The 20,688-nt window shown below is 70.1% G+C and carries 17 protein-coding genes and 2 pseudogenes; 12 read left to right on the plus strand and 7 right to left on the minus strand.

Going from position 1 to position 20,688, the window contains the following annotated elements; translation table 11 throughout:
• The first annotated feature begins 29 nt into the window (after positions 1–29).
• From JWP65_RS15205 to JWP65_RS15220, 4 genes are read left to right on the plus strand one after another with little or no spacing between them, the layout of a single operon-like run.
• Positions 30–482 (plus strand): GNAT family N-acetyltransferase, encoded by a 453-nt coding sequence (locus JWP65_RS15205; RefSeq protein ID WP_299765194.1) that lies wholly within the window; start codon positions 30–32, stop codon positions 480–482.
• Entirely contained in the window at positions 479–2,704 is a 2,226-nt protein-coding gene (locus JWP65_RS15210; protein WP_299765196.1) for an ATP-binding protein, read from the plus strand. Before JWP65_RS15205 ends, JWP65_RS15210 begins: the two co-directional genes overlap by 4 nt.
• Positions 2,701–3,966: a 3-oxo-tetronate kinase gene (gene otnK, locus JWP65_RS15215; protein ID WP_299765198.1), complete on the plus strand. Its 1,266-nt coding sequence runs from the start codon at positions 2,701–2,703 to the stop codon at positions 3,964–3,966. Before JWP65_RS15210 ends, otnK begins: the two co-directional genes overlap by 4 nt.
• Positions 3,963–4,613 (plus strand): aldolase, encoded by a 651-nt coding sequence (locus JWP65_RS15220; protein ID WP_299765200.1) that lies wholly within the window; start codon positions 3,963–3,965, stop codon positions 4,611–4,613. Before otnK ends, JWP65_RS15220 begins: the two co-directional genes overlap by 4 nt.
• 36 nt (positions 4,614–4,649) lie before the next feature.
• Here JWP65_RS15220 and JWP65_RS15225 read toward each other — a convergent pair.
• Positions 4,650–5,552 (minus strand): annotated as a pseudogene (locus JWP65_RS15225) (LysR family transcriptional regulator).
• An 87-nt stretch (positions 5,553–5,639) separates the two neighbouring features.
• Between JWP65_RS15225 and JWP65_RS15230 the strand changes: the two are divergent.
• From JWP65_RS15230 to JWP65_RS15240, 3 genes are read left to right on the plus strand one after another with little or no spacing between them, the layout of a single operon-like run.
• The gene (locus JWP65_RS15230) at positions 5,640–6,605 is read left to right on the plus strand and encodes a tripartite tricarboxylate transporter substrate binding protein (RefSeq protein ID WP_299765202.1); all 966 of its coding nucleotides are present in this window, start codon (positions 5,640–5,642) and stop codon (positions 6,603–6,605) included.
• Positions 6,602–7,522 (plus strand): NAD(P)-dependent oxidoreductase, encoded by a 921-nt coding sequence (locus JWP65_RS15235; RefSeq protein WP_299765204.1) that lies wholly within the window; start codon positions 6,602–6,604, stop codon positions 7,520–7,522. Before JWP65_RS15230 ends, JWP65_RS15235 begins: the two co-directional genes overlap by 4 nt.
• Positions 7,523–7,536: 14 nt before the next feature.
• Complete coding sequence (locus tag JWP65_RS15240; protein ID WP_299765206.1) at positions 7,537–8,766, plus strand: alpha-hydroxy acid oxidase; 1,230 nt, start codon at positions 7,537–7,539, stop codon at positions 8,764–8,766.
• Positions 8,767–8,772: 6 nt separating this feature from the next.
• Here the strand turns inward: JWP65_RS15240 and murQ are convergent, their stop codons facing one another.
• The 3 genes and pseudogenes from murQ to JWP65_RS15255 all read right to left on the minus strand — a co-directional run.
• Positions 8,773–9,726, minus strand: coding sequence for an N-acetylmuramic acid 6-phosphate etherase (murQ, locus tag JWP65_RS15245; RefSeq protein ID WP_299765208.1), 954 nt, complete (start codon positions 9,724–9,726; stop codon positions 8,773–8,775).
• Positions 9,727–9,729: 3 nt separating this feature from the next.
• Positions 9,730–10,239, minus strand: a complete 510-nt coding sequence (locus JWP65_RS15250) for a hypothetical protein (RefSeq protein ID WP_299765233.1) — start codon at positions 10,237–10,239, stop codon at positions 9,730–9,732.
• Positions 10,240–10,293: 54 nt separating this feature from the next.
• Positions 10,294–10,528, minus strand: a pseudogene (locus JWP65_RS15255) (DUF2164 domain-containing protein); the annotation flags it as partial.
• A gap of 244 nt (positions 10,529–10,772) precedes the next feature.
• Between JWP65_RS15255 and JWP65_RS15260 the strand changes: the two are divergent.
• Positions 10,773–10,994 (plus strand): CsbD family protein, encoded by a 222-nt coding sequence (locus tag JWP65_RS15260; RefSeq protein WP_299765210.1) that lies wholly within the window; start codon positions 10,773–10,775, stop codon positions 10,992–10,994.
• Between the two features lie 52 nt (positions 10,995–11,046).
• Here JWP65_RS15260 and JWP65_RS15265 read toward each other — a convergent pair whose 3' ends face one another.
• Positions 11,047–13,866, minus strand: coding sequence for a transglycosylase domain-containing protein (locus tag JWP65_RS15265; RefSeq protein WP_299765213.1), 2,820 nt, complete (start codon positions 13,864–13,866; stop codon positions 11,047–11,049).
• Between the two features lie 211 nt (positions 13,867–14,077).
• Between JWP65_RS15265 and JWP65_RS15270 the strand changes: the two genes are divergently transcribed.
• Both JWP65_RS15270 and JWP65_RS15275 read left to right on the plus strand, forming a co-directional pair.
• On the plus strand, positions 14,078–14,398 hold the full coding sequence (locus tag JWP65_RS15270) for a DUF2917 domain-containing protein (protein ID WP_299765215.1): 321 nt from the start codon (positions 14,078–14,080) through the stop codon (positions 14,396–14,398).
• A 193-nt stretch (positions 14,399–14,591) separates the two neighbouring features.
• Positions 14,592–15,290, plus strand: a complete 699-nt coding sequence (locus JWP65_RS15275; RefSeq protein WP_299765217.1) for a hypothetical protein — start codon at positions 14,592–14,594, stop codon at positions 15,288–15,290.
• On the opposite strand, the gene JWP65_RS15280 is transcribed toward JWP65_RS15275, so the two are convergent.
• Positions 15,271–17,742: an EAL domain-containing protein gene (locus JWP65_RS15280; protein WP_299765219.1), complete on the minus strand. Its 2,472-nt coding sequence runs from the start codon at positions 17,740–17,742 to the stop codon at positions 15,271–15,273. The two genes, JWP65_RS15275 and JWP65_RS15280, sit on opposite strands and share 20 nt — an antisense overlap.
• Positions 17,743–17,915: 173 nt before the next feature.
• Here JWP65_RS15280 and JWP65_RS15285 point away from each other — a divergent pair, with 173 nt between their 5' ends.
• Together JWP65_RS15285 and JWP65_RS15290 are read left to right on the plus strand one after the other, a co-directional pair.
• Positions 17,916–18,341, plus strand: coding sequence for a response regulator (locus tag JWP65_RS15285; RefSeq protein WP_299765221.1), 426 nt, complete (start codon positions 17,916–17,918; stop codon positions 18,339–18,341).
• A 50-nt stretch (positions 18,342–18,391) separates the two neighbouring features.
• The gene (locus JWP65_RS15290) at positions 18,392–19,615 is read left to right on the plus strand and encodes a hypothetical protein (protein ID WP_299765223.1); all 1,224 of its coding nucleotides are present in this window, start codon (positions 18,392–18,394) and stop codon (positions 19,613–19,615) included.
• A 114-nt stretch (positions 19,616–19,729) separates the two neighbouring features.
• On the opposite strand, the gene JWP65_RS15295 is transcribed toward JWP65_RS15290, so the two are convergent.
• Positions 19,730–20,688, minus strand: a 959-nt coding sequence (locus tag JWP65_RS15295) for a bifunctional diguanylate cyclase/phosphodiesterase (protein ID WP_299765225.1), incomplete at its 5' end; no start/stop codon positions are given.

Raw genomic sequence — 20,688 nt, forward strand, 5'->3', positions numbered from 1 at the left:
CCGACGTGTTGTCCATGCACAATGCGCGGGTGACGCCACCCTGCCTGATCCGCGCCGCCCTGCCCTCCGACGAAGCTGCCTGGCGCGGCCTCTGGCGCGGGTACTGCGAGTTCTACCGCATCCGCCTGCCCGACGAGGTCAGCAACCGGACCTGGCAACGTATCCTCGACCCCGACTCCGCCGTGATGTGCATCGTCGCCGAGGTCGAAGGCCAGGTGCTCGGCTTCGCCAACTGCGTGGTCCATGAAAACACCTGGGAGTCACAGCCGGTCTGCTACCTGGAAGACCTGTTCGTCGCGCCGGCGGCCCGTGGCCATGGCGCAGGCCGCGCGCTGGTCGAGTGGCTGCACAACGCCATGCGCGCCGAAGGCTGGGCCCGTGTCTACTGGATGACCCAGACCGACAACGCGCAGGCGCGGCGCCTGTACGACCAGCTCGCGACGGCCGACGGCTTCGTGCGCTACGTGCTGCGCCCGCGATGAAACCCGCATCCACCGGCAGCCCGCTGCGCTTGCGGCTGTTCCTGCTGGCGGCCAGCGGCCTGGTGCCGCTGGCCCTGGTGGCGATCGCCGTGCTCGGCTACCTTGCCGGCGAGCGAGGACGCCATGCGCAAACCAGCGCACTGACCGTGTCGCGGGCGCTGGGCACCGCCGTCGACGCCGAACTGCGCGCCACCATGAGCGTTCTGGACAGCCTGGCCGCGGCCAGCGAATTGCAGCCGGGCCGGCTGCCCGAGTTCCATGCGCTGGCGCGCCGGGTGGCGACCAGCCAGGGCTGGCGCGCCGTTCTGGTGGCCGACGCCGGTGGCCGGCCGGTGCTCAGCACCCAGGTGGAACCGGACGCGCCGGTGCCGGGGCCGAGCGACCAGCAAAGCATGGCACGCGCCGTCGCCACCCGCCAGCCGGTGGTCGGCCGCGTGCTGCCGGGCGGGCGGGGCGGAACTGCCTTCGCCGTGCGGGTGCCGGTGCTGCGCCATGGCGAGCTGGCCTTCGTGCTGTCGGCGGTGCTGCCGGTGGAACGGGTGGCGTCGGTGGTGCAGCGCCAGCGACTGAACCAGACCTCGGTGGTGGCGGTGTTCGACCACACCGGCACCCGCGTGGCGCGCTCGCAGCAACACGCCAGCGCCCGCCCCTCACCCTCCTTGCAGGCTTTGCTGGACACCGGCGCGGCCGAAGGCAGCGGCCCCACGCGCACGCTGGAGGGCCGCTTCAGCCACACCGGCTTCAGCCGCCTGCCGGCCTCCGGCTGGGTGGTGGCCACCGGCATCTCCACCGACGAAGCGGACAGCGGCCTGCTCGGGGTGCTGGGCGCGGTCGGCGCCGGCCTGCTCGCCTCGCTGGGCCTGTCGGCCTTCCTGGCCTGGTACTTCGCGCGGGGCGTGACCGAGCCGATCCTGGCGCTGAAGGCGGCGGCAAGCGCGCTCGGCCGGGGCGAGCCGGTGCAGGTGCCGCCGCTGGGCATCGCCGAACTGCGCGAGGTCGCGACTGCGCTGGAAACCGCTTGCGCCGACGGCGAGCGCGCCGCGCGTGAGCGCCGCGCCGCGGAGGTCGAGCGCGAAGCCCTGCTGGCCCGCGCCACCGAAGCCTTGCGCCTGGCCAAGGAGGCCGGCCGCAGCAAAGACGAATTCCTGGCCATGCTGGGCCACGAGCTGCGCAACCCGCTGGCGCCGATGGCCACCGCGCTGCACCTGATGGCGCGCAAGGGCGACGAGCGCACCCGGGCCGAGCGCGAAGTGATGCAACGGCAGGTGGCGCACATGCGGCGGCTGGTGGACGACCTGCTGGACGTCTCGCGCATCACGGCGCAACGGCTGACCATGCAGTTCCGGCCGCTGCCGCTGGCGGACCTGGTGCGGCACGCGGCGCAAGGCGTGGAGCCGGCGCTGGACGAGCGCCGCTTCGCCCTTCAGCTGGCGCCCGATGCCCTGGATCTCTGGGTGTCCGGCGACGAGGTGCGACTGGGCCAGGTTCTGGCCAACCTGCTGGGCAACGCGCTCAAGTTCAGCCGGCCGGACGGCCAGCTGGCGCTGCGGCTGCGGCGCGACGGCGACTGCGCCGAGATCGAGGTGGCGGACGACGGCTTGGGCATGCCGCCGCAGGTCCTGGAGCACGTGTTCGAGCTGTTCTACCAGGCGCCCCAGGGTGCCGACCGCCCCTTCGGTGGACTGGGCCTGGGCCTGGCCATCGTGCGCAGCCTGGTGCACATGCACGGCGGCAGCGTGCGCGCCCTCAGCGGCGGGCCCGGCAAGGGCAGCGCCTTCGTGGTGCGGCTGCCGCTGGTGCCGCCGCCCGGCACCGCGCGGGCCAACGAGGTGCAAGGCGAGCTGGCGGGCACCGGTGCGCGCGTGCTGCTGGTGGACGACAACCAGGACGCCGCCGACACCGCCGCCGCCCTGCTGGAAATATCCGGGCACGAGGTGCGGGTGGCTTACGAGCCGATGGCGGCGCTGGCCATGCTGGACCACTTCCAGCCGCAGGTGGCGGTGCTGGACATCGGCCTGCCCACCATCAGCGGCTACGAGCTGGCGGCGCGGGTGCGGGCGCACGGCAACGGGGCGGCCTGCCACCTGGTGGCGCTCACCGGCTATGGCACGGCGGCGGACGTGGAGCGGGCGCGGGCGGCCGGCTTCCACCAGCACCTGGTCAAGCCCGCTGCGCCGGAGGCGCTGCTGGACGCCATCGAACAAGGACTGGCACGCTCATGAGCACATTGCGACTCGGCTGCATTGCCGACGACTTCACCGGCGCCAGCGACCTGGCCAACAACCTGGTGCGCGCCGGCATGGCGGTGGTCCAGACGATCGGCGTGCCTTCGCAGCCGGTGGCTGACGTGGACGCGGTGGTGGTGGCGCTGAAGTCGCGCAGCACCGCGGCCGCCGATGCCGTCGCCCGGTCGCTGGCCGCATTGCGCTGGCTGCAGGCGCAGGGCTGCAGCCAGTTCTACTTCAAGGTCTGCTCCACCTTCGACTCGACGCCGGCCGGCAACATCGGCCCGGTGGCGGAGGCGCTGCTGGACGCGCTGGGCGCCGACTTCGCCTGCGTCACGCCTGCCTTTCCGGAAAACGCGCGCACCGTCTACCAGGGCCACCTGTTCGTGGGCGACGCGCTTCTGAGCGACTCGGGCATGCGCAACCACCCGCTGACGCCGATGACCGACGCCAACCTGGTGCGGGTGCTGCAGGCGCAGGTGCAGTCGCGCGTCGGGCTGGTCGGGCACGCGGTCGTGCGGCGTGGGCCGGAAGCGATCCGCGCACGCATCGCGCAGCTGCGCGCCGAAGGCTGCCGCTTCGGCATCGTCGACGCGGTCGCCGACCAGGACCTGCTGGCGCTCGGCCTGGCCCTGCACGACGCCGCCTTGGTGGTGGCCGGTTCCGGCGTGGCCATCGGCCTGCCGCGAAACCACGGGCTGGCGCCGTCGGCCGCGGCCGCCACGCTGCCGCCCGCGCGCGGCGCCGCTGCCGTGGTATCGGGCAGCTGCTCGGTGGCGACCAACCAGCAGGTGGCGGCCTTCGTGCAGGCCGGCGGTCCGGCCTGGCAGGTCGACCCCTTGCGCATCGCGCAGGGCCACGACGTGGTGGGCGAGGCACTGGCCTGGGCGACGCCGCTGCTCGGTGCGCAGCCGGTGCTGCTGTACTCCGGCGCAGCGCCGGCGCCGGTGCAGGACGTGCAGGGCCGCCTGGGTGCCGCCAGGGCCGGTGCGCTGGTGGAGCAAACGCTGGCAGCCATCGCCAAGGGCCTGGTCGAGCGCGGCGTCGGCCGGCTGGTGGTGGCCGGCGGAGAAACCTCGGGCGCGGCCGTGCAGGCGCTGGGCGTGCAGCAGCTGCGCATCGGCCCGCAGATCGACCCCGGCGTGCCGTGGTGCTTCGCTGGTGCCCGCGCCTGTGGCGTCGACGTCCACCTGGCACTGAAGTCCGGCAACTTCGGCGGCCCCGATTTCTTTCGCGACGCGTTCGCGCGCTTGGCATGAACGAGCAAACGGCCCGCACGGAGATCTGCCGCATCGGCAAGAGCCTGTTCGAGCGCGGCTACGTGCATGCCGGCGCCGGCAACATCAGCGTGCGGCTGGACGACGGCTTCCTGATCACGCCCACCGATGCCTGCCTGGGCTTGCTGCAGCCCGGCGAACTGGCCAAGGTGGACCTGGCGGGACTGCAGGTGAGCGGCGAGCGCGCCAGCAAGACCTTGGCGCTGCACCGGCGCATCTACGAAGCGCAGGCGCAGCTGGGCCGGCCCGCCGGCTGCGTGATCCACACCCACAGCACCCACTGCGTGGCGCTGACCCTGGCTGACCCGGTGGGCGAGCTGCTGCCGCCGATCACGCCTTATTTCGTGATGAAGGTGGGACACGTGCCGGTGGTGCCGTACCACCGGCCGGGTGACCCCGCCGTGGGTGATCTGGTGGCGGCGTTGATCGCGCGCCACGCGCCGATCGCCATCCGCGCGGTGATGCTGTCGCGGCTGGGGCCGAACGTCTGGCACGACACGCCGGCGCGGGCGATGGCGGTGCTGGAGGAGCTGGAGGAGACGGCCAGGCTGTGGCTGCTGGCGCGGCCGACGCCGCTGCCGGAGCAAGCCATCGAGGAATTGCGCGCGGTGTTCGGCGCGTCCTGGTAGTTCCCCGTCCTTCCAGCGCCGGCGGGAATGTCGATGTCATGACCAGATCGGATTCGGTTTGGAAAAATCGGCGGTCGCTGCCACCGCCTCGCGCATCCGCGCCAACAGCGGCCGCGTGTCGTCGCGACGCCACTGGAAGGTGTACTCCAGCGGCGGCAACGCCGGCCGGCTGCGCAACTCCACCACCGCGCCGCGCTCCGCCATCTGCTGCAGCCAGCCGTGCGGGAACAGTCCCAGGCCGACCCCCGCCGCCACCGGTCCGGCGATGGCGGCCGGATTGTTGCAGGTCAGGCGCCGGCCCGGCTCCAGGTTGTTCACCGCCAGCCAGTGTTCCAGCAGCCGGGTGGCGCCGGCGCCGGCGGGCATCGTGATCAACGCAGTCTCCTGCAGCAGCCGGGCGGTGATCGAGCGCCGGCCCTGCACCAGCCCCGGCGCGGCCGCCCACTGAAAGCGCACCTGGCCGACCGCCTCGCTGGCGATCGCACTGCGCGCTGAATAACCGGCGATCACCGCGAAGTCGAGTTCGCCGCTGTCCAGCCGCCGCGCCAGCGCCGCCCCCAGATCGACGTGCGGCTCCAACACCAGGTCCGGCTACTCCGCGCGCAGGTGGGCCACCAGGTCGGGCAGCCAGGTCAGCGCCGCCAGCTCGCCGATGCCGAAGCAGCAGTGCCCCTGCAGGCCGCCCGCCTCGGCCACCAGCGTGCGCATCTCGTCGGCCAGGCCCAGCATCCGGCGCGCCAGCGGCAGCAGTTGCTGTCCAGCCTCGGTGAGCACGGCGCGATGGCCGCTGCGATCGAACAGCGGCCGGCGCAGCTGGCCTTCCAGTTGCGCGATGCGCTTGGACAGCGACGACTGCGAGACGTGCAGCCGATCGGCCGCCACCAGGAAGGTGGCGGAGGCGGCGGCCCAGTAGAAGGCCTCCAGCTGCTTGAGCGTCATGTTTCCGGCAGGCGATGGCGCAGCTTCGCCTTTTATCGCTTTTCCAGAACACGTCCGCGGGCGAGAATGCGCGACACAGGAGACAAGATGCGCACCAGGATCCACCTCATCGATCGGCGCGAGGCGGCCTTCGGCCTGCTGGCCGCCGCCGCCTTGCCCGCCTGGGCGCAACAGGACTGGGTTCCGACCCAGCCCATCACCATCCTGGTGGGCTTCGCTCCCGGCGGCTCGGCCGACCAGATCGCGCGCCAGCTGTCGTTCGCGGCCAGGGGCATCATCCCGGTGACGGTGCTGGTGGTGAACAAGGTCGGCGCCGCCGGCGCCATCGCCGCCCAGGCCACGGCCGAAGCCAAGGCCGACGGCTACACGCTGTTCGTCGGCGGCGGCAGCGAGACCACCTTGGTCGGCCACTTCAAGCCGCTGACCTACGACCCGCGCAAGTCGTTCACGCCGGTGATCAAGGTCTCGCGCGCCCCCAGCATCCTGGCCGTGCGCGCCGACTCGAAGCTCGCCGACATGAAGGCGCTGCTGGCCGAGGCGAAGAAGGGGCAGGAGACGGTCTCCTACGGCTCCACCGGCGAAGGCGGCATCTTCCACGCCACCGCGCTGGTGTGGGAAAAGCAGGCCGGCCTGAAGCTGCTGCACGTGCCGTACAAGGGCGCGGCCGACGCGATGAACGCGCTGCTGGGCGGCCAGGTCGACTCGGCCTTCGGCGCCTACGAGGAAATGAAGCCGATGATCGACGCCGGCCGGGTGCGCCCGCTGGCGCTGTTCTCGCGCAGCCGCCTGCCGGCGCTGCCCCACGTGCCGACCATGACCGAGATTGGCGTGCCCGTGGCGCTCGACAACATGAAGGGGCTGATGGCGCCGGCCGGCCTGCCGCCGACCATCCACCGCTACCTGCACGACAGCTTCCGCAAGGCGATGCAGACCGACGCCTGGAAGGAGTACGTGACCAAGTCCGGCCTGACGCAAGACTACGCCGACGGCCCGGCCTTCCAGAAGGAAGTGGCCGAGGCGTACGAGCAGATCGGCAAGGCGGTGGCCAAGTGAAGGCGTTCGGCACCGACAGCCGCATCGGCTTCATCGGCCTGGGCGTGATGGGCAGCGGCATGGCGCACAACCTGCTGCGCAAGGGCCACGCGCTGACCGTGTTCGCCCGCAAGCCGCAGGCCGCGCAGGCCTTCGTCAATGCCGGCGCCCAGCGCGCCGCCACGCCGGCCGACGTCGCACGCGCGAGCGACCTTGTGTTTCTGTGCGTGTCCGACGACGATGCGGTGCAAGCGGTGCTGTTCGGGCCCGACGGCCTGGCCGCCGGCCTGGCGGCCGGCGCCTGCGTGGTCGACACCAGCACCATCGCTGCCGCCTCCGCCCGCATCTTCGGCAAGCGGCTGGCCGAGCACGGCGCCGCGCTGCTCGATGCGCCCGTCAGCGGCGGCCAGGGCGGCGCCGAGGCCGGCACGCTGACCGCGATGGTTGGCGGCCCGGCGGACCAGGTGGACGCCTGCCGCGCCGTCATGGGTGCGTTCTGCAAGAGCATCACGCACGTGGGCGACCTCGGTGCCGGCCAGACCGTCAAGGCCTGCAACCAGGTGGCGGTTGCCGGCGCCATGCTGGGCGTGGCCGACGCGCTGGCGCTGGCGCGGGCCCAGGGCGTGGACCCCAGGGTGATGCGCGAGGTGCTGCTCGGCGGCACGGCGCGCAGCTTCGCGCTGGAAAAGCACGCCCAGCGCGTGATCGACGGTGACTTCCAGCCGGGCTTCCGGGCCCGCCTGATGCGCAAGGACCTGCGCATTGCGCTGCAGACCGGACGCGATGCCGGCGCCCGCCTGCCGGGCGCCGCCGCGGCCGAAGAGTTGCTCAGCGCGCTGTGCGACAGCGGTCGCGCCGACTGGGACTGGAACGCGTTGGCGCTGCAGGTCCAGGCCAACGCCGGCCTCGACATCCCCACCGTCCCCAAGGCATCCTGAACCGCCCAAGCCCCATGCAGATCGACCATCCTGCCGACGCCGCGCCCGCGACGACGCCCGCGACCGGCGCACAGCAACGGCCGGCAGCCTGGCCGCGCCGCTTCGCCAACATCCTGTGCCTGGACGACTTCGAGGCGGCGGCGCAGCGCCACCTGCCGCGACCGGTGTTCGGCTACATCGCCGGCGCGGCCGAGCGCAACGCGTCGCTGCGCGGCAACCGCGCCGCCTTCGAGCAGTACGACTTCGTGCCGCGCTACCTGGTGGACATCTCGCGCCGCACGATGGCCGCGCCGTTGCTGGGGCGAACTTACGCGGCGCCGTTCGGCATCGCGCCCATGGGCATCAGCGCGCTGTCGGCCTACCGCGGCGACCTGGTCCTGACGCAGGCAGCGGCGCGCGAGGGCATCCCGATGGTCATGAGCGGCTCCTCGCTGATCCGGCTGGAAGAGGTGGTGCGCGCCAACCCCGACGCCTGGTTCCAGGCTTACCTGCCGGGCGACGACGCCGGCATCGAGGCGTTGCTCCAGCGCGTGCAGCAGGCCGGCTACCAGACGCTGGTGATCACCGTCGACTCGCCGATCGCCGCCAACCGCGAGAACAACGTGCGGGCCGGCTTTTCGACGCCGCTGCGGCCGAGCGCGCGGCTGGCGTGGCAAGGCATCACGCATCCGCGCTGGCTGCTCGGCACCTTCGCGCGCACGCTGGTCAGGCACGGCATGCCGCACTTCGAGAACAACTACGCCACCCGTGGCACGCCGATCATGTCACCCAACGTGGAACGCGATTTCTCCGACCGCGGCCACCTGAACTGGGCGCATTTCCGCCGCATCCGCGCGCAGTGGCCGGGGCAACTGGTCATCAAAGGCATCCTCGATCCGCGCGACGCCCGCATCGCCGTCGATGCCGGCGTCGACGGCATCATCGTCTCCAACCACGGCGGCCGCCAGCTCGATGGCACGGTGGCGCCGCTGCGGGCGCTGCCGCAAATCGTGGCCGCCTGCCCCGCGGTGCCGGTGATGCTGGACAGCGGCGTGCGCCGTGGCACCGACGTGCTCAAGGCGCTGGCGCTGGGCGCCCGGTTCGTCTTCGTCGGCCGGCCGTTCGGCTACGCCGCGGCGATCGCCGGCGAAGCCGGCGTGCTCAAGGCGATCGCGCTGCTCAAACTGGAAGTCTCGCGCGACATGGCAATGCTGGGCGTCACCTCGGTGGACCAGCTCGATCCGAGCTACCTGGTGCGCAGCTGAGCGCGGTCAGCCGGCGCCAAGGCTCCCGACCAGCTCCGAGATCGAGCCGCCCACCGCCTCCAGCCGGCGGCGCGCCTCGTGCGCGTCCAGCCCCAGCCGCGCCATCGCGATCGCCGTCTTGACGTGGCCGCCGGATGCGTCGAGCAAGCGGGTGGCCTGCTCGCGCGGCACGCCCAGCGTGTCCATCAGAATCCGCTCGCCGCGGTCCTGCAGCTTCTGGCAGGTGACCTGCAGGTCCACCATCAGGTTGCCGTAGACCTTGCCGGTGCGGACCATGGCGGCAGTGCTGATGGTGTTGAGCACGATCTTGGTGGCGGTGCCGGCCTTCATGCGGGTCGAGCCGGTGATCACCTCGGGCCCCACCAGCGGCGCGATGACAACATCGTGGGTGCGCAGCAGGTCGGCCGATGGATAGGTGCACAGCAGGAAGCCGGTGCGCGCGCCCAGTTCGCGGGCCCGCCGCAGCGCCCCGTGCACGAACGGCGTGGTGCCGGAGGCAGCGATCCCGAGCACGAAGTCGTGCGGCCCAACCGAGCGTTCGTCGATGGCACGGGCGCCGTCTTCAGGATGATCTTCCGCGCCCTCCCGCGCCCGCAGCAGCGCCTCGAACCCGCCGGCCATGATCCCCTGCACCATGTGCGGCTCGGTGCGGTAGGTGGGCGGCATCTCCGACGCGTCCAGCACGCCCAGCCGGCCCGAGGTGCCGGCGCCCACGTAGACCAGCCGGCCGCCGCGGCGCAGGCTGTCCACCACCAGGTCGATGGCGCGGGCGATCTGCTGGCGCTCCTCGCCGACGGCGGCCGCGACCATCCGGTCCTCGGCGTTGATCAGGTCGACGATTTCCTGGGTGGAGAACTGGTCGATGCGCATGCTGCGCGGGTTGCGCTGCTCCGTCAGCCGCACGTCGAGCGGCGGCCGGCTGGCCGGCGGCGGTGTGGCGTCGGGCCTGCGGTCGTCCATTCCTCAGTCCTGCTTGAGTTCCGCGTCCTCGCGCTTGACCTCTCTCATGGCCTCGGGCTCCACGTCTTCGGCATAGCGGTTCAGGCGCACGAAGATACCCCAGGCCGCGACCAGCACGCCGGTGGCCGCCAGCAGCGCGGCCGCGTACACCAGCAGTGACAGGTCTTCGTGGATCGCCTTGAAGGTCGCCACCAGGCCTTCGATCGCCAGCGCCACCGTGACCACCACGAAAAAGCGCGAGAGAAAGCGGCGCACGCGGGTGGGCGCGCTGATGTGGGCGCCGCGCAGCACTTCCTCTTCAACCATGGTCTGGGCGATCTGCAGGGCGACGACGGCGGCGGCCAGCAGCCCCATGGCTTCGATGATCTCCTGGGCCGCGCCGCGGCCGAAGTCGGCCATCAGCCCGGTCCATGCCACGTGCGTGGCGATGGCGATCAGCGCCAGCGCCGCGGCGGCGAACAGCAGCGCCATCAGGCCATGCATCCAGGCGAACACGCCGAGCAGCAATTTCATCGGCGCATCGTGACACAGGACGGCGTCACTTGCGCGGCCGGCCGGCCGGCGGGGCTTGCGCCAGTAGCGAAATGCGTCTTCGTGCACATTCCAGGCCCAGCTGCGACAGGTGCATCTGCATCCGCTCCTGCAGGTCGGCCACCGCCTTGTTGTAGATGCTGGGGCCGATGTCCTCCAGCAAGAAGCCGAACAGGCCGGCGGCGGCAACCTTGCCCATGGGCTCGTCCATGTTCTCGCGGAAGTAGCGCTCGATGGACCGACGGCCAGCTTGGCGGGCGTCCTTGGACACTGGATCGCCTGTCCGACCCGCACCTGCATTGTTCCAACATGCCCGAAGTCGGGCCCCGGGCCCAGCGCGGTCCAGCCTGGCCTGCGAAAGCCGCGACTTGGGCGCAGCCGCGGCGTGGTCGTTTGGCTGGCCCAGCCGTGCACTGGTCTGTAGGAGCGCACGCACGCCAAAACCGGCCGAGCGCCCCTACCTGGACCGGCGCTGCGTCGCAACATGGAGGCATCGCAACAGAAGGAATCCACCCATGAACAAGGACCAGACCAAGGGCATAGGAAAGAAGATCGGCGGTGAAGTGCAAGAGCAGATCGGCAAGCTCACCGGCGACACCAGCACCCGCGTTCGCGGCCATGCGAAGGAAGCGGAAGGCAAGCTGCAAAAGACCCTGGGCGACGCCAAGGAAGTGGTGCGCCACCAGGAGCGCGAAGTGGAGGCGGACAACCAGCGCAAGCTGGATCTCGACCGCTAGGACACAGCGGCCCTGAAGCGAAAAGCCGGGCAGCGCCCGGCTTTTCATTTGCTCAGTCGGTCGAAGTGGGACTGCCGGTCGCCGACCCGGTCGCGGCAGCTGGCGCGCTGGAACCGGCGCCGGACGTGACCGGTGCGGGGTTGGGAGACACCGTCGGCGCAACCGCGCCGAAACCTGCGCTGCTCGCCGAGCCGGTCGCCGAAGCAATCGGGGGCGCGCTGGAAGCCGGAGCCGGGCCGCCCATGGCCGGCGTCGGCGCGGACAGCACTCTGGGCGGCGGGTTGTCCTGCTGCAGCGAACGCGGCACCAGGACCGCGGCGGCACCAGTCGCAGGGTTGGTGGCGGGGCGGCCGACGGTGGCCGGCACGCTGTAGACCTGGGTGCCTGGAACTGTCTCGGCCGGCCGCCCACTCTCCAGCGGACGCGGCAAGGCCGGCAAGCGTTCCGGGCCGCTGACCACCACCGGCGCATCGGACAGCACCGCCGGGGCGCCGGAAGCCATGCCGGCGCCCAACGGCGCCGGGGCCGAGCCGACGTAGCCACCGTAGGGCGTGGACGGGCTGGCCGGCGCCGCTTCCAGCGGCGGCGGCTCGGGCTGCGCCTCGGGGATCGTCACGACCGCCGGGTCCGCGCTGGCGGGCGTGAACACGCTGTTCCACCAGTCGCCCATCTGCTGCAGCAGCGGCCGCTCCTGGTCCTGCAGGCGCGGCGCCGCGAACACCGACTTGGGATCGACCAGCTTCGCCTTGGTGGAGCCCTGGAAGAAGTCGCCGACCATCAGCAGCGCATTGTGCGAGCCCTGGCCCCAGTACTCGCTGCGCATCGTCACGCGGTTATCGTTGAAGCCGACCCACGAACCCGCCACCAGCTGCGGATGCATCAGGATGAACCAGCCGTCGGTGTTGTCCTGGGTGGTTCCGGTCTTGCCGGCCAGGTCGCCGGCCAAGCCAAAGCGGCTTTTGAGGCCTACTGCCGTGCCCTGCTCAACCACCCCGCGCAGCACGTCCAGCAAGGTCATCGCGGCCTGGTTCGACAGGGCCTGCTCGGACGCCGGCGCGTGAAAGCTTTCCTTGAGGTTGCGATCACGGTCCTCGATCGCGGTCACCAGCACCGGCGGAATGTAGCGGCCGCCGTTGGCGATGCTGCCAAAGGCGGTGACCATTTCCTTGAGCGTGACCGGGCTGGTGCCCAGCGCCAGCGAAGGCACCGCCTGCAGCGGGCTCTGGCGCACGCCCATGGCCTGGGCCAGGGCGGCCACGCGCGCGGGGCCGACCCGCATCATCAGCTGCGCCGTGATGGTGTTCTTGGAGCGCGCCAGGCCTTCGCGCAGCGTCATCGGCTGGTTGGTCGGCGGCCCGCCGACGTCGCCCGGTCGCCAGACCTGGCCCTTGTCGATCTGGATCGCCACCGGGCCGTCGATGAAGGTTTCGTTCGGCTGGATGCCCTGGTCGAAGGCAGCGCCGTAGACGAAGGGCTTGAAGGTGGAGCCGGGCTGGCGGCGTGCCTGCTGCACGTGGTCGAACTTGTCGTGCGCGTAGTCGCGGCTGCCCACCCAGGCCTTGACATGGCCGGTGCTCGGCTCGATGGCAAGGAAGCCCGCCTGCAGCATGGTCTTGTTCTTCTTGAGCGCGGCGATGAACTTGTCGTCGTCCTTGAGCCCGGCCAGCGCCGCATCGGCTTTCAGCCCCTGCTCGCGGGCCGCCTTGTACTCGGCCGACTCGCGGATGAAGGTGTCCAGCAGGTCCGGGCGCGAACCCCAGAAATAGTCGAACGGCTGCGCCTTGGCGCGCGCCGGGATGAAGGCCTCCGGGTTAATCCCCAGCGAGGGCGCGCTGCTGCGGCTCCACTCGACGTCCGCCACCGCCTGCAGCGCCTCGCCCTGCCTGGCGACGGCTTCGTTGGCCAGCTCCTGCAGCCGCGAGTCGATGGTGGTGCGCACCACCAGGCCGTCGGCGTAGATGTTGTAGTCGTTGTCGTCGGCCCACTCGATCAGCCAGCGGCGCAGGTGTTCGGCCAGGTGCGGCGCCGGGCCGCTGAATTCCGGCAGCCGCGCGAAGTCCAGCTTCAGCGGCTGCGCCTTCAGCTGCGCATAGCGCTCGGTGGGCAGCTTGCCTTCCTTGACCATCTGCGCCAGCACGGTGTTGCGGCGCTCCAGTGCGCGCTCGGGATTGAGCACCGGGTTGTAGTAGCTGGTGCCCTTGAGCATGCCGACCAGCGTGGCGGCTTCCAGTTCGTCGAGCTTGCCGGCCGGCTTGTCGAAGTAGGTGCGCGCGGCCATCTCGATGCCCCACGCGTTGTACAGGAACGAGACGGAGTTCAGGTACGACTCCAGGATTTCGTCCTTGCTGTACACCGCCTCGATCTTCAGCGCAGTGATCGCCTCCTTGATCTTGCGGGTGATGGTCGGCGCACGGCCGATCTCCTCCGGATACAGGTTGCGCGCCAGCTGCTGCGTCAAGGTGGAGCCGCCTTGGCGGTCACCGCGCACGGTATTCACCGCCGCCTTGGCGGTGCGCACCAGGTCGATGCCCATGTGGTCGTAAAAGCGCCTGTCCTCCGTGGCCAGCAAGGCCTCGATCGCCTTGGGCGAAATCTCCGAGAGCTTGACCCAGTCGCGGTTGGCGCGCTTGAAGACGGCCAGCTCCTTGCCGTCGGCGGACAGCACCACGGAAGGCGACTCCTGCTTGGCCTTCTTGATGTCGCCGATGCTGGGCGTGAAGGGCAGCAGCACCAGCGCGTAAACCAGCGCCGCCGCCGGCACCAGCGCCGGAATCAGCAAGGCGGTGCGCCATGGATGCCGCCGCACGGCTTCCCAGCCGCGGCGCAAGGTCGTCCCTGCCCATTCGCTCGTGCGCACCAATGCAGCCTTCATGTCTTGTGTCCCTGAGTCAGTGCGGCAATGTAAGTGGCACGGCAGTGGCGCGGCTGTAGGACGGCGACTGCACGCCGTGGCGGCAGAGCCCGCGCCCGTGCGAGGCAAGCGGCGCGCGTGCCGTGCTGACGCCCTCGCCAGCGCCGGTCCTACGACGAATGGCAGCTTCGCCGCCTTCGCCCATGCCCGGCCGGGCGCAAGCATCGCTCCCATGCCGTCCACGCTCGCCGCCACCGCCTTCGTGTCCCGCCTGCTCGGGCGCGGCTCGCGCCCCGGGCCCGCGACTGCGCATGTGACCCGCCTGCTGGCGGTGCACGTGCCGGGTGGCGCCACGCGCGAACTGCCGCGCGGCCACGGCGTGATGACCGTGCATTGCCGCAGTGGCGTGGTCTGGATCACGCACGACGGCGATCCCCGCGACGTGGTGCTGCAACCGAACCAGAGCCACCGCGTGGACCGTGGCGCGCGCCTGACGGTCCATGCGATGCAGGGCGACTGCGGCCTGGAACTGCAGCTCGACGCCGCCGGTTGAGCGCTCCCATGCGCAAAGGCTGTTGGTTGCGCCTGGTTGAGGTTTTCTTCCTACATGCCGGCCCGGGGTGGCCTGACAAGCTGTACCCCTGCACCCCCGCAGACTGCGCCTCGCCCCGAATCTTTTCTTTTCCTATAACCTCCAAGTGTTGGCCATCGAAGACCCAATCACCACTACCGCCGGAGCAAGCCCCGTGGCCCACGATGCAGCACCGCAGCGCATGCGCAGCCTGGCACGTGCGGCCCGCCACGACATCCTGCGCCGCCTGGCGCCGCCGCTGCGCCACGACATGGTGGTGCACCTGCAGTCGCTGGGCATGATGGCCGAGGCGCTCACTGCCCGGCTGGAGCGCGGCACGATCGAGCAGGACGATCTGCGAGGCTCCGTATCCAAGCTCAACCGGCTGTCGCGGCAGGCCGTGGCCACCTGCCTGCAGGTGGCCTCCTGGATGCAGCCCGCCGACGACGACACCACCCAGCTGCGCGAAGGCGTGGAAGAGTGCGTGCGCCTGCTGTCCACCAGCCTGAACTTCCGCGGCTTCGACCTGCGCACCGAGCTGGGTGAAGGCGACTTCGAAGTCTCGCGCTGCGCCATGCGCTTTTTGCTGGCCGCGGCGGTGCTCACGCTGACCGATTCGGCCACCTGCCCCGGCGAGATCACCATCCGCACGGAGTTCTCCTCCACCCATGGCGTGGTCGCGGTCGACTACGTGGCGCAGCCGGACAGCGCGTTCACGCAGCTGCACGAGTCCGGCGAAGCGCCGCTGGCCTGGGTCGAAGTCCAGGCGCTGGCGGCCGACGAGTCGGTGGAATTGCTGCGCAATGGCCAGGCCATCATCCTGCGCCTGCCGCGCGCCGAGATCACGTCACCGCTCAAGATGGTTCCGGTGTAAGGACGCCCCCGGCCTCGGCCACCCGTTCCATGAACTCTTCCAGCTGCTCGATCGCCAGCGGCCGCGAATACAGGTAGCCCTGGTAGCGGTCGCAGCCCTGCCGCGCCAGGAACAGGCGCTGCTCTTCCGTCTCCACCCCTTCCGCGATCACGTTCAGGCCAAGGCTGTGGCCCAGCCCGATGATCGTGGCCGCGATCGCCGCGTCGTTGGAGTCGGTCAGAATGTCCTTGACGAACTCCCGGTCGATCTTCAGTTCGTCCAGCGGCAGCCGTTTGAGGTACGACAGCGACGAGTAGCCGATGCCGAAGTCGTCCACCGACAAGGTGATCCCGATTTCCTTGAGGTTCGCCATCTTCGCCACCGTCTGGTCCAGGCCGTCGACCAGCAAACTCTCGGTCAGCTCCAGCTTCAGCCGCGCCGGTGGCGCTCCGGCCTTGCGCACGCAATCGATCACCTCGCTGACGAAGTCGGGATGGCGGAACTGCCGCACGCTGACGTTCACCGCGATGCTCAGGTGGCTGCACTCGGGACGCGCGGCCCAGGCCGCCAGCTGCGCGCACGCCTGTTCCACCACCCAGTGGCCGATCGGGATGATCAGCGACGTGTCCTCCGCCGTCGGGATGAAATCGGCCGGCTGGACCTTGCCGCGGGTCGGGTGCTCCCAACGCAGCAGCGCCTCGACCCCGACCATGCGGCCGTCGGCACCCACCTGCGGCTGGTATTCGATGCGCAGCTGGTTCTCGCGCCAGGCTTGCCGCAGGTCGGTGGCCAGCGCCGCGTTGGCGGTGGCCACCGCCTGCATTTCCGGATCGAAGAAGCGCACTGCGTTGCGGCCGGCCGCCTTGGCCTGGTACATCGCCAGGTCGGCCTGCTTGAGCAACTCGCTGACGCTGTTGGGGCCTTTCTCGAACAGCGTCACGCCGATGCTGCAGGTGCTGTGGTGCAGGTAGCCCGGCAGCACGTACGGCTCGCCCAGTCCGGCCAGGATGCGCTCGCTCACCACCTTGGCCGCGGTCATGGGATCGAGCGGCTTTTCCGGCGTGTTTTCCAGCAGCACCACGAATTCGTCGCCGCCCAGCCGCGCCACCAGGTCGCCCTTTGCCACGCAGTTGCGCAGCCGCCGCGCCACCTGCTGCAGCAGCAGGTCGCCCTTCTGGTGGCCCAGCGTGTCGTTCAGCACCTTGAAGTTGTCCAGGTCGATGAACATCAGCGCGCCTTCGCGGCAGTGGCCGGTGCCCTCGCCCACCGCCTGGTTCAGCCGGTCCAGCAAGTGCTGGCGGTTCGGCAGCTGCGTGAGCGGGTCGTAGAACGCCAGGTACTGAATTTTCTCTTCCGCAGTCTTGCGTTCGGTGATGTCGCGCCCGACTGCCACCCAGTGAGTCAGGCGGCGCGCGTCGTCCCACACCGGCGAGACGTCCAGGTCGACCCAGTACGGCTCGCCGGCCTTGGTGTAGTTGATCAGGTCGACCCGCACCCGCTCCCATTGCTCGAGACCGGTGCGGATGCGGTCGAGCTGCGCGCGCTGGCTGTCCGGGCCTTGCAGGAAGCGCGGCGACCGGCCCAGCACTTCGTCGCGGCTGTAGCCGGTGCGGCGCACGAAAGCGTCGTTGACGAACACGATGCGTGGCCCGGGCGCCCGAAAGGGCGCCGCTTCCGTGATGATGACAATGTCGTTCAGGCGGGCGATGCTGCCTTCCAGCAGCATCAGATGCTGCTGGGCCTGGCGGCGCGCGGTGACGTCGCGCATGTGCAGCGCCAGGCCGTTGCCGAACGGGAAGCCGCGCAGTTCCAGCCAATGGCTGACCTGGGCGTCGATCTCCTCGAGCTCGATCGCCTCGCGTTTTTCCAGCGCCCGCCGGAACCGCTCTTCCAGCGCCAGCCGCGCCCGTTTCTGGAAGAAGCTCCAGATGTAGCGGCCGATCGGCATCTCGCCGGCCGGTGCAAGCAATTGTTCGGCTTGCTCGTTGGCGTAACTGATGCGACCCTGGTGATCGATGGTGGCGAAGGCTTCGCCGCTGCCGAGCGAACCGCCCATGCTCACCGTGTGCCGCAGCAGCGTGCCGGCCGCATGGCCGGCCGGCGCGATCTCCTGCACGATGCCCTCGGCGCCGATGATATCGCCGGCTTCGTCCCGCAGCGGCTGGCCCACGGCCCGCGCCCAGATGCGTCGGCCCTGAAGGGAATCGACCTGCACTTCGATGTCGAACGGCGTGCCGTGTTCGTGGCAGGCACGCATGCGCGCATCCAGCTCGGCCCGGTGCTCCTTGACGTAGTGGCAAAGCGCATTGGCGAAGCTGGGCGTGTAGCCGGGCTCGGCACCATGCAGGCGGGCCAGCTGGTCCGACCAGTAAAGCTTGCCATTGCGAATGTCGAGACGCCAGAACCCGATGAACGCGCTTCGTTCGACCAGGTGCAGGAGATGGCCTGCGCTGTCCGCGGTGACTGGTTCCATTGAAGCCGATGTGTCTTTGCCGCATCTTAAGTGGGGTGGCATCGCAGCGGGGACCTCATGAGCACTCGTAGGCCTGGTCCTACACGCAAATGCGTGAGTATCCGTATTGTCCAGTCGCTGGCTGACCTAGAGTCCATTACGCCTTGACACTGAACCTTACTTATTGAGCTCCCGTGCAACTCGCTTGTTTTGTCGTCGAGGACAACGCGGAAATCCATGAAAACCTTGCCGGTGCCCTGGAAGAGCTCACTTGCGTCAAGGTGGTCGGCGGCAGCCCCACCGAGGATGCGGCCTTCGAGTGGCTGGTCGGCCACCCCGGCGGCTGGAACATGGTGATCGTGGACCTCTTCCTCAAGGGTGGCAGCGGCATCCGGCTGATCCAGCGGCTGGAACGCACGCGCCCGGAGCAAAAGGTGGTTGTCTTCAGCAATTACGTGAACGCCAGCGTGCGCAAGCGCTGCGGCCAGCTCGGCGTGGACGCCGTGTTCGACAAGTCCACCGAGATCGACGCCCTGGTGGACTACTGCTCCCACCAGTGCACCCTGCTGGGCGCCCATGCCGCGCTCGCTCCCGATCAGCCAACCGGAGGAACCCCATGAGTGCTACCGTCGCATTCCCCGCGCTTTCCCTTGTCGAACCGGAGCCGGCCATGTCTTCTGCCCCCTCGGACCCGCCGCCAGGCTTCGATGCCGCTGGCGCGCCCACGGCCACCAGCGTGCCCGCCTCGGGCCGCCGCTGGTCCGACGGCGCCGGCACCTATGCGCCGTCCGATCCCAACGCCGGCTGGTCGATGGCGCAGCAGTGGCCGAACCTGGTGGCCGCCTTGTCCGAGCAGGCGGTGGAAAGCAGCAACCTGCTGCTGCGCGCCCTGAACTACCTGGTGGGCGCCGGACGGCTGCGCCGCAGCGAGGCCAAGGCGCTGAGCGATGCGATGCACACGCTGCGCGGCACCAGCCTGCGCGCCCAGCAGATCACCCGGCTGGCCGGTGGCCGCATTCGCCAGGCGCGCGAGCGCGTCGACCTGTCGGAGCTGGTGCGCCACGTGGTGGACGAGCGCGGCACCGAGTTGACCGCGGCCGGCGTCACGGTCAGCTCCGACCTGCAGGCCGTGGACGTGCTGCTGGACCCGCCGGTGGCGATCAGCCTGTTGAACAGCATCCTCGACTGGTCTACCAGCTTCAGCAAGGACCTGCACCTGACGCTGGTCCCCTCGGAGTGGCCCGGACCGGCGCAGCTGCGGGTCCGGGTGGCGACGCCGCCGCCAGCGGCTGCCTCCACCCACCCCACCACCCCCGGTGTGGCCGCCCGCCCGCGCGGCCGCCGGCTCAACGATGGCCTGCACTGGATGCTGCTGCGCCAGATCGCCGCATCTTCCGAGCTGACGGTGACGCGTTCGCGCGCCGACGGCGCCGCCCTGCTCACCATCGACTTTCCCAAGACCTTCATCAACACCGAAGGCATGGCCTGCCTGGAGCTGACCGATGCCGAGGGCCAGGCCACCTCGCTGCGCGAGACCTGGGTGCTGGTGATGACGCGCGACGACCGGCTGCGAGCCGAGGCCGTGGATTCGCTGCGCAAGATGGGCATCGATGCCGTCGCCGCCTCCGACCCGATGCATGCGCGCGTGGTGATGGCCGAGAGCCGGCCGAACGTTCTGGTCACCGCCTGGGACATCACTTCCGACGAAGTGGCGGCCTTTCGCCGCGACGTGCTGGGCGGCGAGGAGCGCTGCCCGCTGGTGGAGATCACCCGCGATCTGCCTTCCTTTCACCTCAGCGGTTTCGACCGTTTTGAAACGCCCAAGGTCGGCCGCGACCAGCTGACGGCGGAACTGCCGCCGACAGTGTTGTTCGAGCTGGTCAAAATCGTTTGAAGTGACAAGCAAACGGGCCGCGCATCGCGGCCCGTTTGCCCTTGTGGAGAGGATCCGGCTTCGCCGGCCCTTCCTCCGCCGATCGGTCGCTCGAAAAGCGACCCAGGGCGACTTTCAGGTGCTTTTCGGCGGATGGATTGGGCCAGCCTTGAGCATGCGCACCAGTTGCTCGGCCGGCACTGGCGGGCTGTAGTAGAAGCCTTGCGCCTGGTCGCAGCCCAGCGCCCGCAGCGCCGCCGCCTGGCCTTCGGTTTCCACGCCCTCGGCCACCACCTTGAGATTGAGGCCGCGCGCCAGCGAGACGCAAGTGCGCACGATGCCTTCGTAGGCGGCATCCGCGGTGATCTTCTTGACGAAGGCGCGGTCGATCTTCAGCTCGTCGATCGGCAAGGTGACGATGTAGGCGAGCGACGAATAGCCGGTGCCGAAGTCGTCGATCGCCACCGGCACGCCGAGCGCCCTCACCTGCTGCAGGATTTCGATGGCGCGCTCCATGTTCGAGATCAGGATGCTCTCCGTCACCTCGATGCCGATGGCCGACGGGTCCCCATCCAGCACCTCCAGCGCGCGCTTCAGCGCCGGGACGAAATCGTCGGTGCGCAACTGCGCGGCGGCCACGTTGACGGCGATGCGCGGCGCGTTCAAACCCGCTTCGCGCCAGCTGCGCCAGTCGGCGATCGCCCGCTCCATGATCTTCTGCGCCACCTCGCCGATCAGCCCGGTGGTTTCCAGCGCCGGCACGAACTCGCCCGGCGGCACCAGCCCGCGCATGGGGTCCATCCAGCGCACCAGGGCCTCGACGCCGATGATGCGGCCGGTGGCCAGTTCGACCTTGGGCTGGTAGTAGTTGACGAACTCGCTCTTCTCCAGCGCGCGCCGCAGCTGCGGTTCCAGCCGGAAGTGCAGGCTCTGCACGTTGTCGATGGTGCGGTCGAAGAAGGCCATCGGCTGCTCGCGCTCGATCGCCATCTGCAGCGCCGCATCGGCCGCGTTCACCACTTCGTCGAGCGACTTGCCGTCGTCGGGAAAGGACGCGAAGCCCAGGTTGACCGGGCACACCAGCGAGAGGTGGT

The sequence above is a fragment of the Ramlibacter sp. genome (genome assembly GCF_028292805.1).
Lineage (GTDB): Bacteria > Pseudomonadota > Gammaproteobacteria > Burkholderiales > Burkholderiaceae_C > Ramlibacter.

What these genes read in the sequence shown, in the direction of transcription:
- JWP65_RS15240 (WP_299765206.1), top strand. Translation starts at nt 7,537, where the DNA reads ATGCAGATCGACCATCCTGCCGACGCCGCGCCCGCGACGACGCCCGCG.
- otnK (WP_299765198.1), top strand. Translation starts at nt 2,701, where the DNA reads ATGAGCACATTGCGACTCGGCTGCATTGCCGACGACTTCACCGGCGCC.
- JWP65_RS15220 (WP_299765200.1), top strand. Translation starts at nt 3,963, where the DNA reads ATGAACGAGCAAACGGCCCGCACGGAGATCTGCCGCATCGGCAAGAGC.
- JWP65_RS15230 (WP_299765202.1), top strand. Translation starts at nt 5,640, where the DNA reads ATGCGCACCAGGATCCACCTCATCGATCGGCGCGAGGCGGCCTTCGGC.
- JWP65_RS15270 (WP_299765215.1), top strand. Translation starts at nt 14,078, where the DNA reads ATGCCGTCCACGCTCGCCGCCACCGCCTTCGTGTCCCGCCTGCTCGGG.
- JWP65_RS15250 (WP_299765233.1), bottom strand. Translation starts at nt 10,239, where the DNA reads ATGAAATTGCTGCTCGGCGTGTTCGCCTGGATGCATGGCCTGATGGCG.
- JWP65_RS15260 (WP_299765210.1), top strand. Translation starts at nt 10,773, where the DNA reads ATGAACAAGGACCAGACCAAGGGCATAGGAAAGAAGATCGGCGGTGAA.
- JWP65_RS15265 (WP_299765213.1), bottom strand. Translation starts at nt 13,866, where the DNA reads ATGAAGGCTGCATTGGTGCGCACGAGCGAATGGGCAGGGACGACCTTG.
- JWP65_RS15290 (WP_299765223.1), top strand. Translation starts at nt 18,392, where the DNA reads ATGTCTTCTGCCCCCTCGGACCCGCCGCCAGGCTTCGATGCCGCTGGC.
- murQ (WP_299765208.1), bottom strand. Translation starts at nt 9,726, where the DNA reads ATGGACGACCGCAGGCCCGACGCCACACCGCCGCCGGCCAGCCGGCCG.
- JWP65_RS15210 (WP_299765196.1), top strand. Translation starts at nt 479, where the DNA reads ATGAAACCCGCATCCACCGGCAGCCCGCTGCGCTTGCGGCTGTTCCTG.
- JWP65_RS15280 (WP_299765219.1), bottom strand. Translation starts at nt 17,742, where the DNA reads ATGGAACCAGTCACCGCGGACAGCGCAGGCCATCTCCTGCACCTGGTC.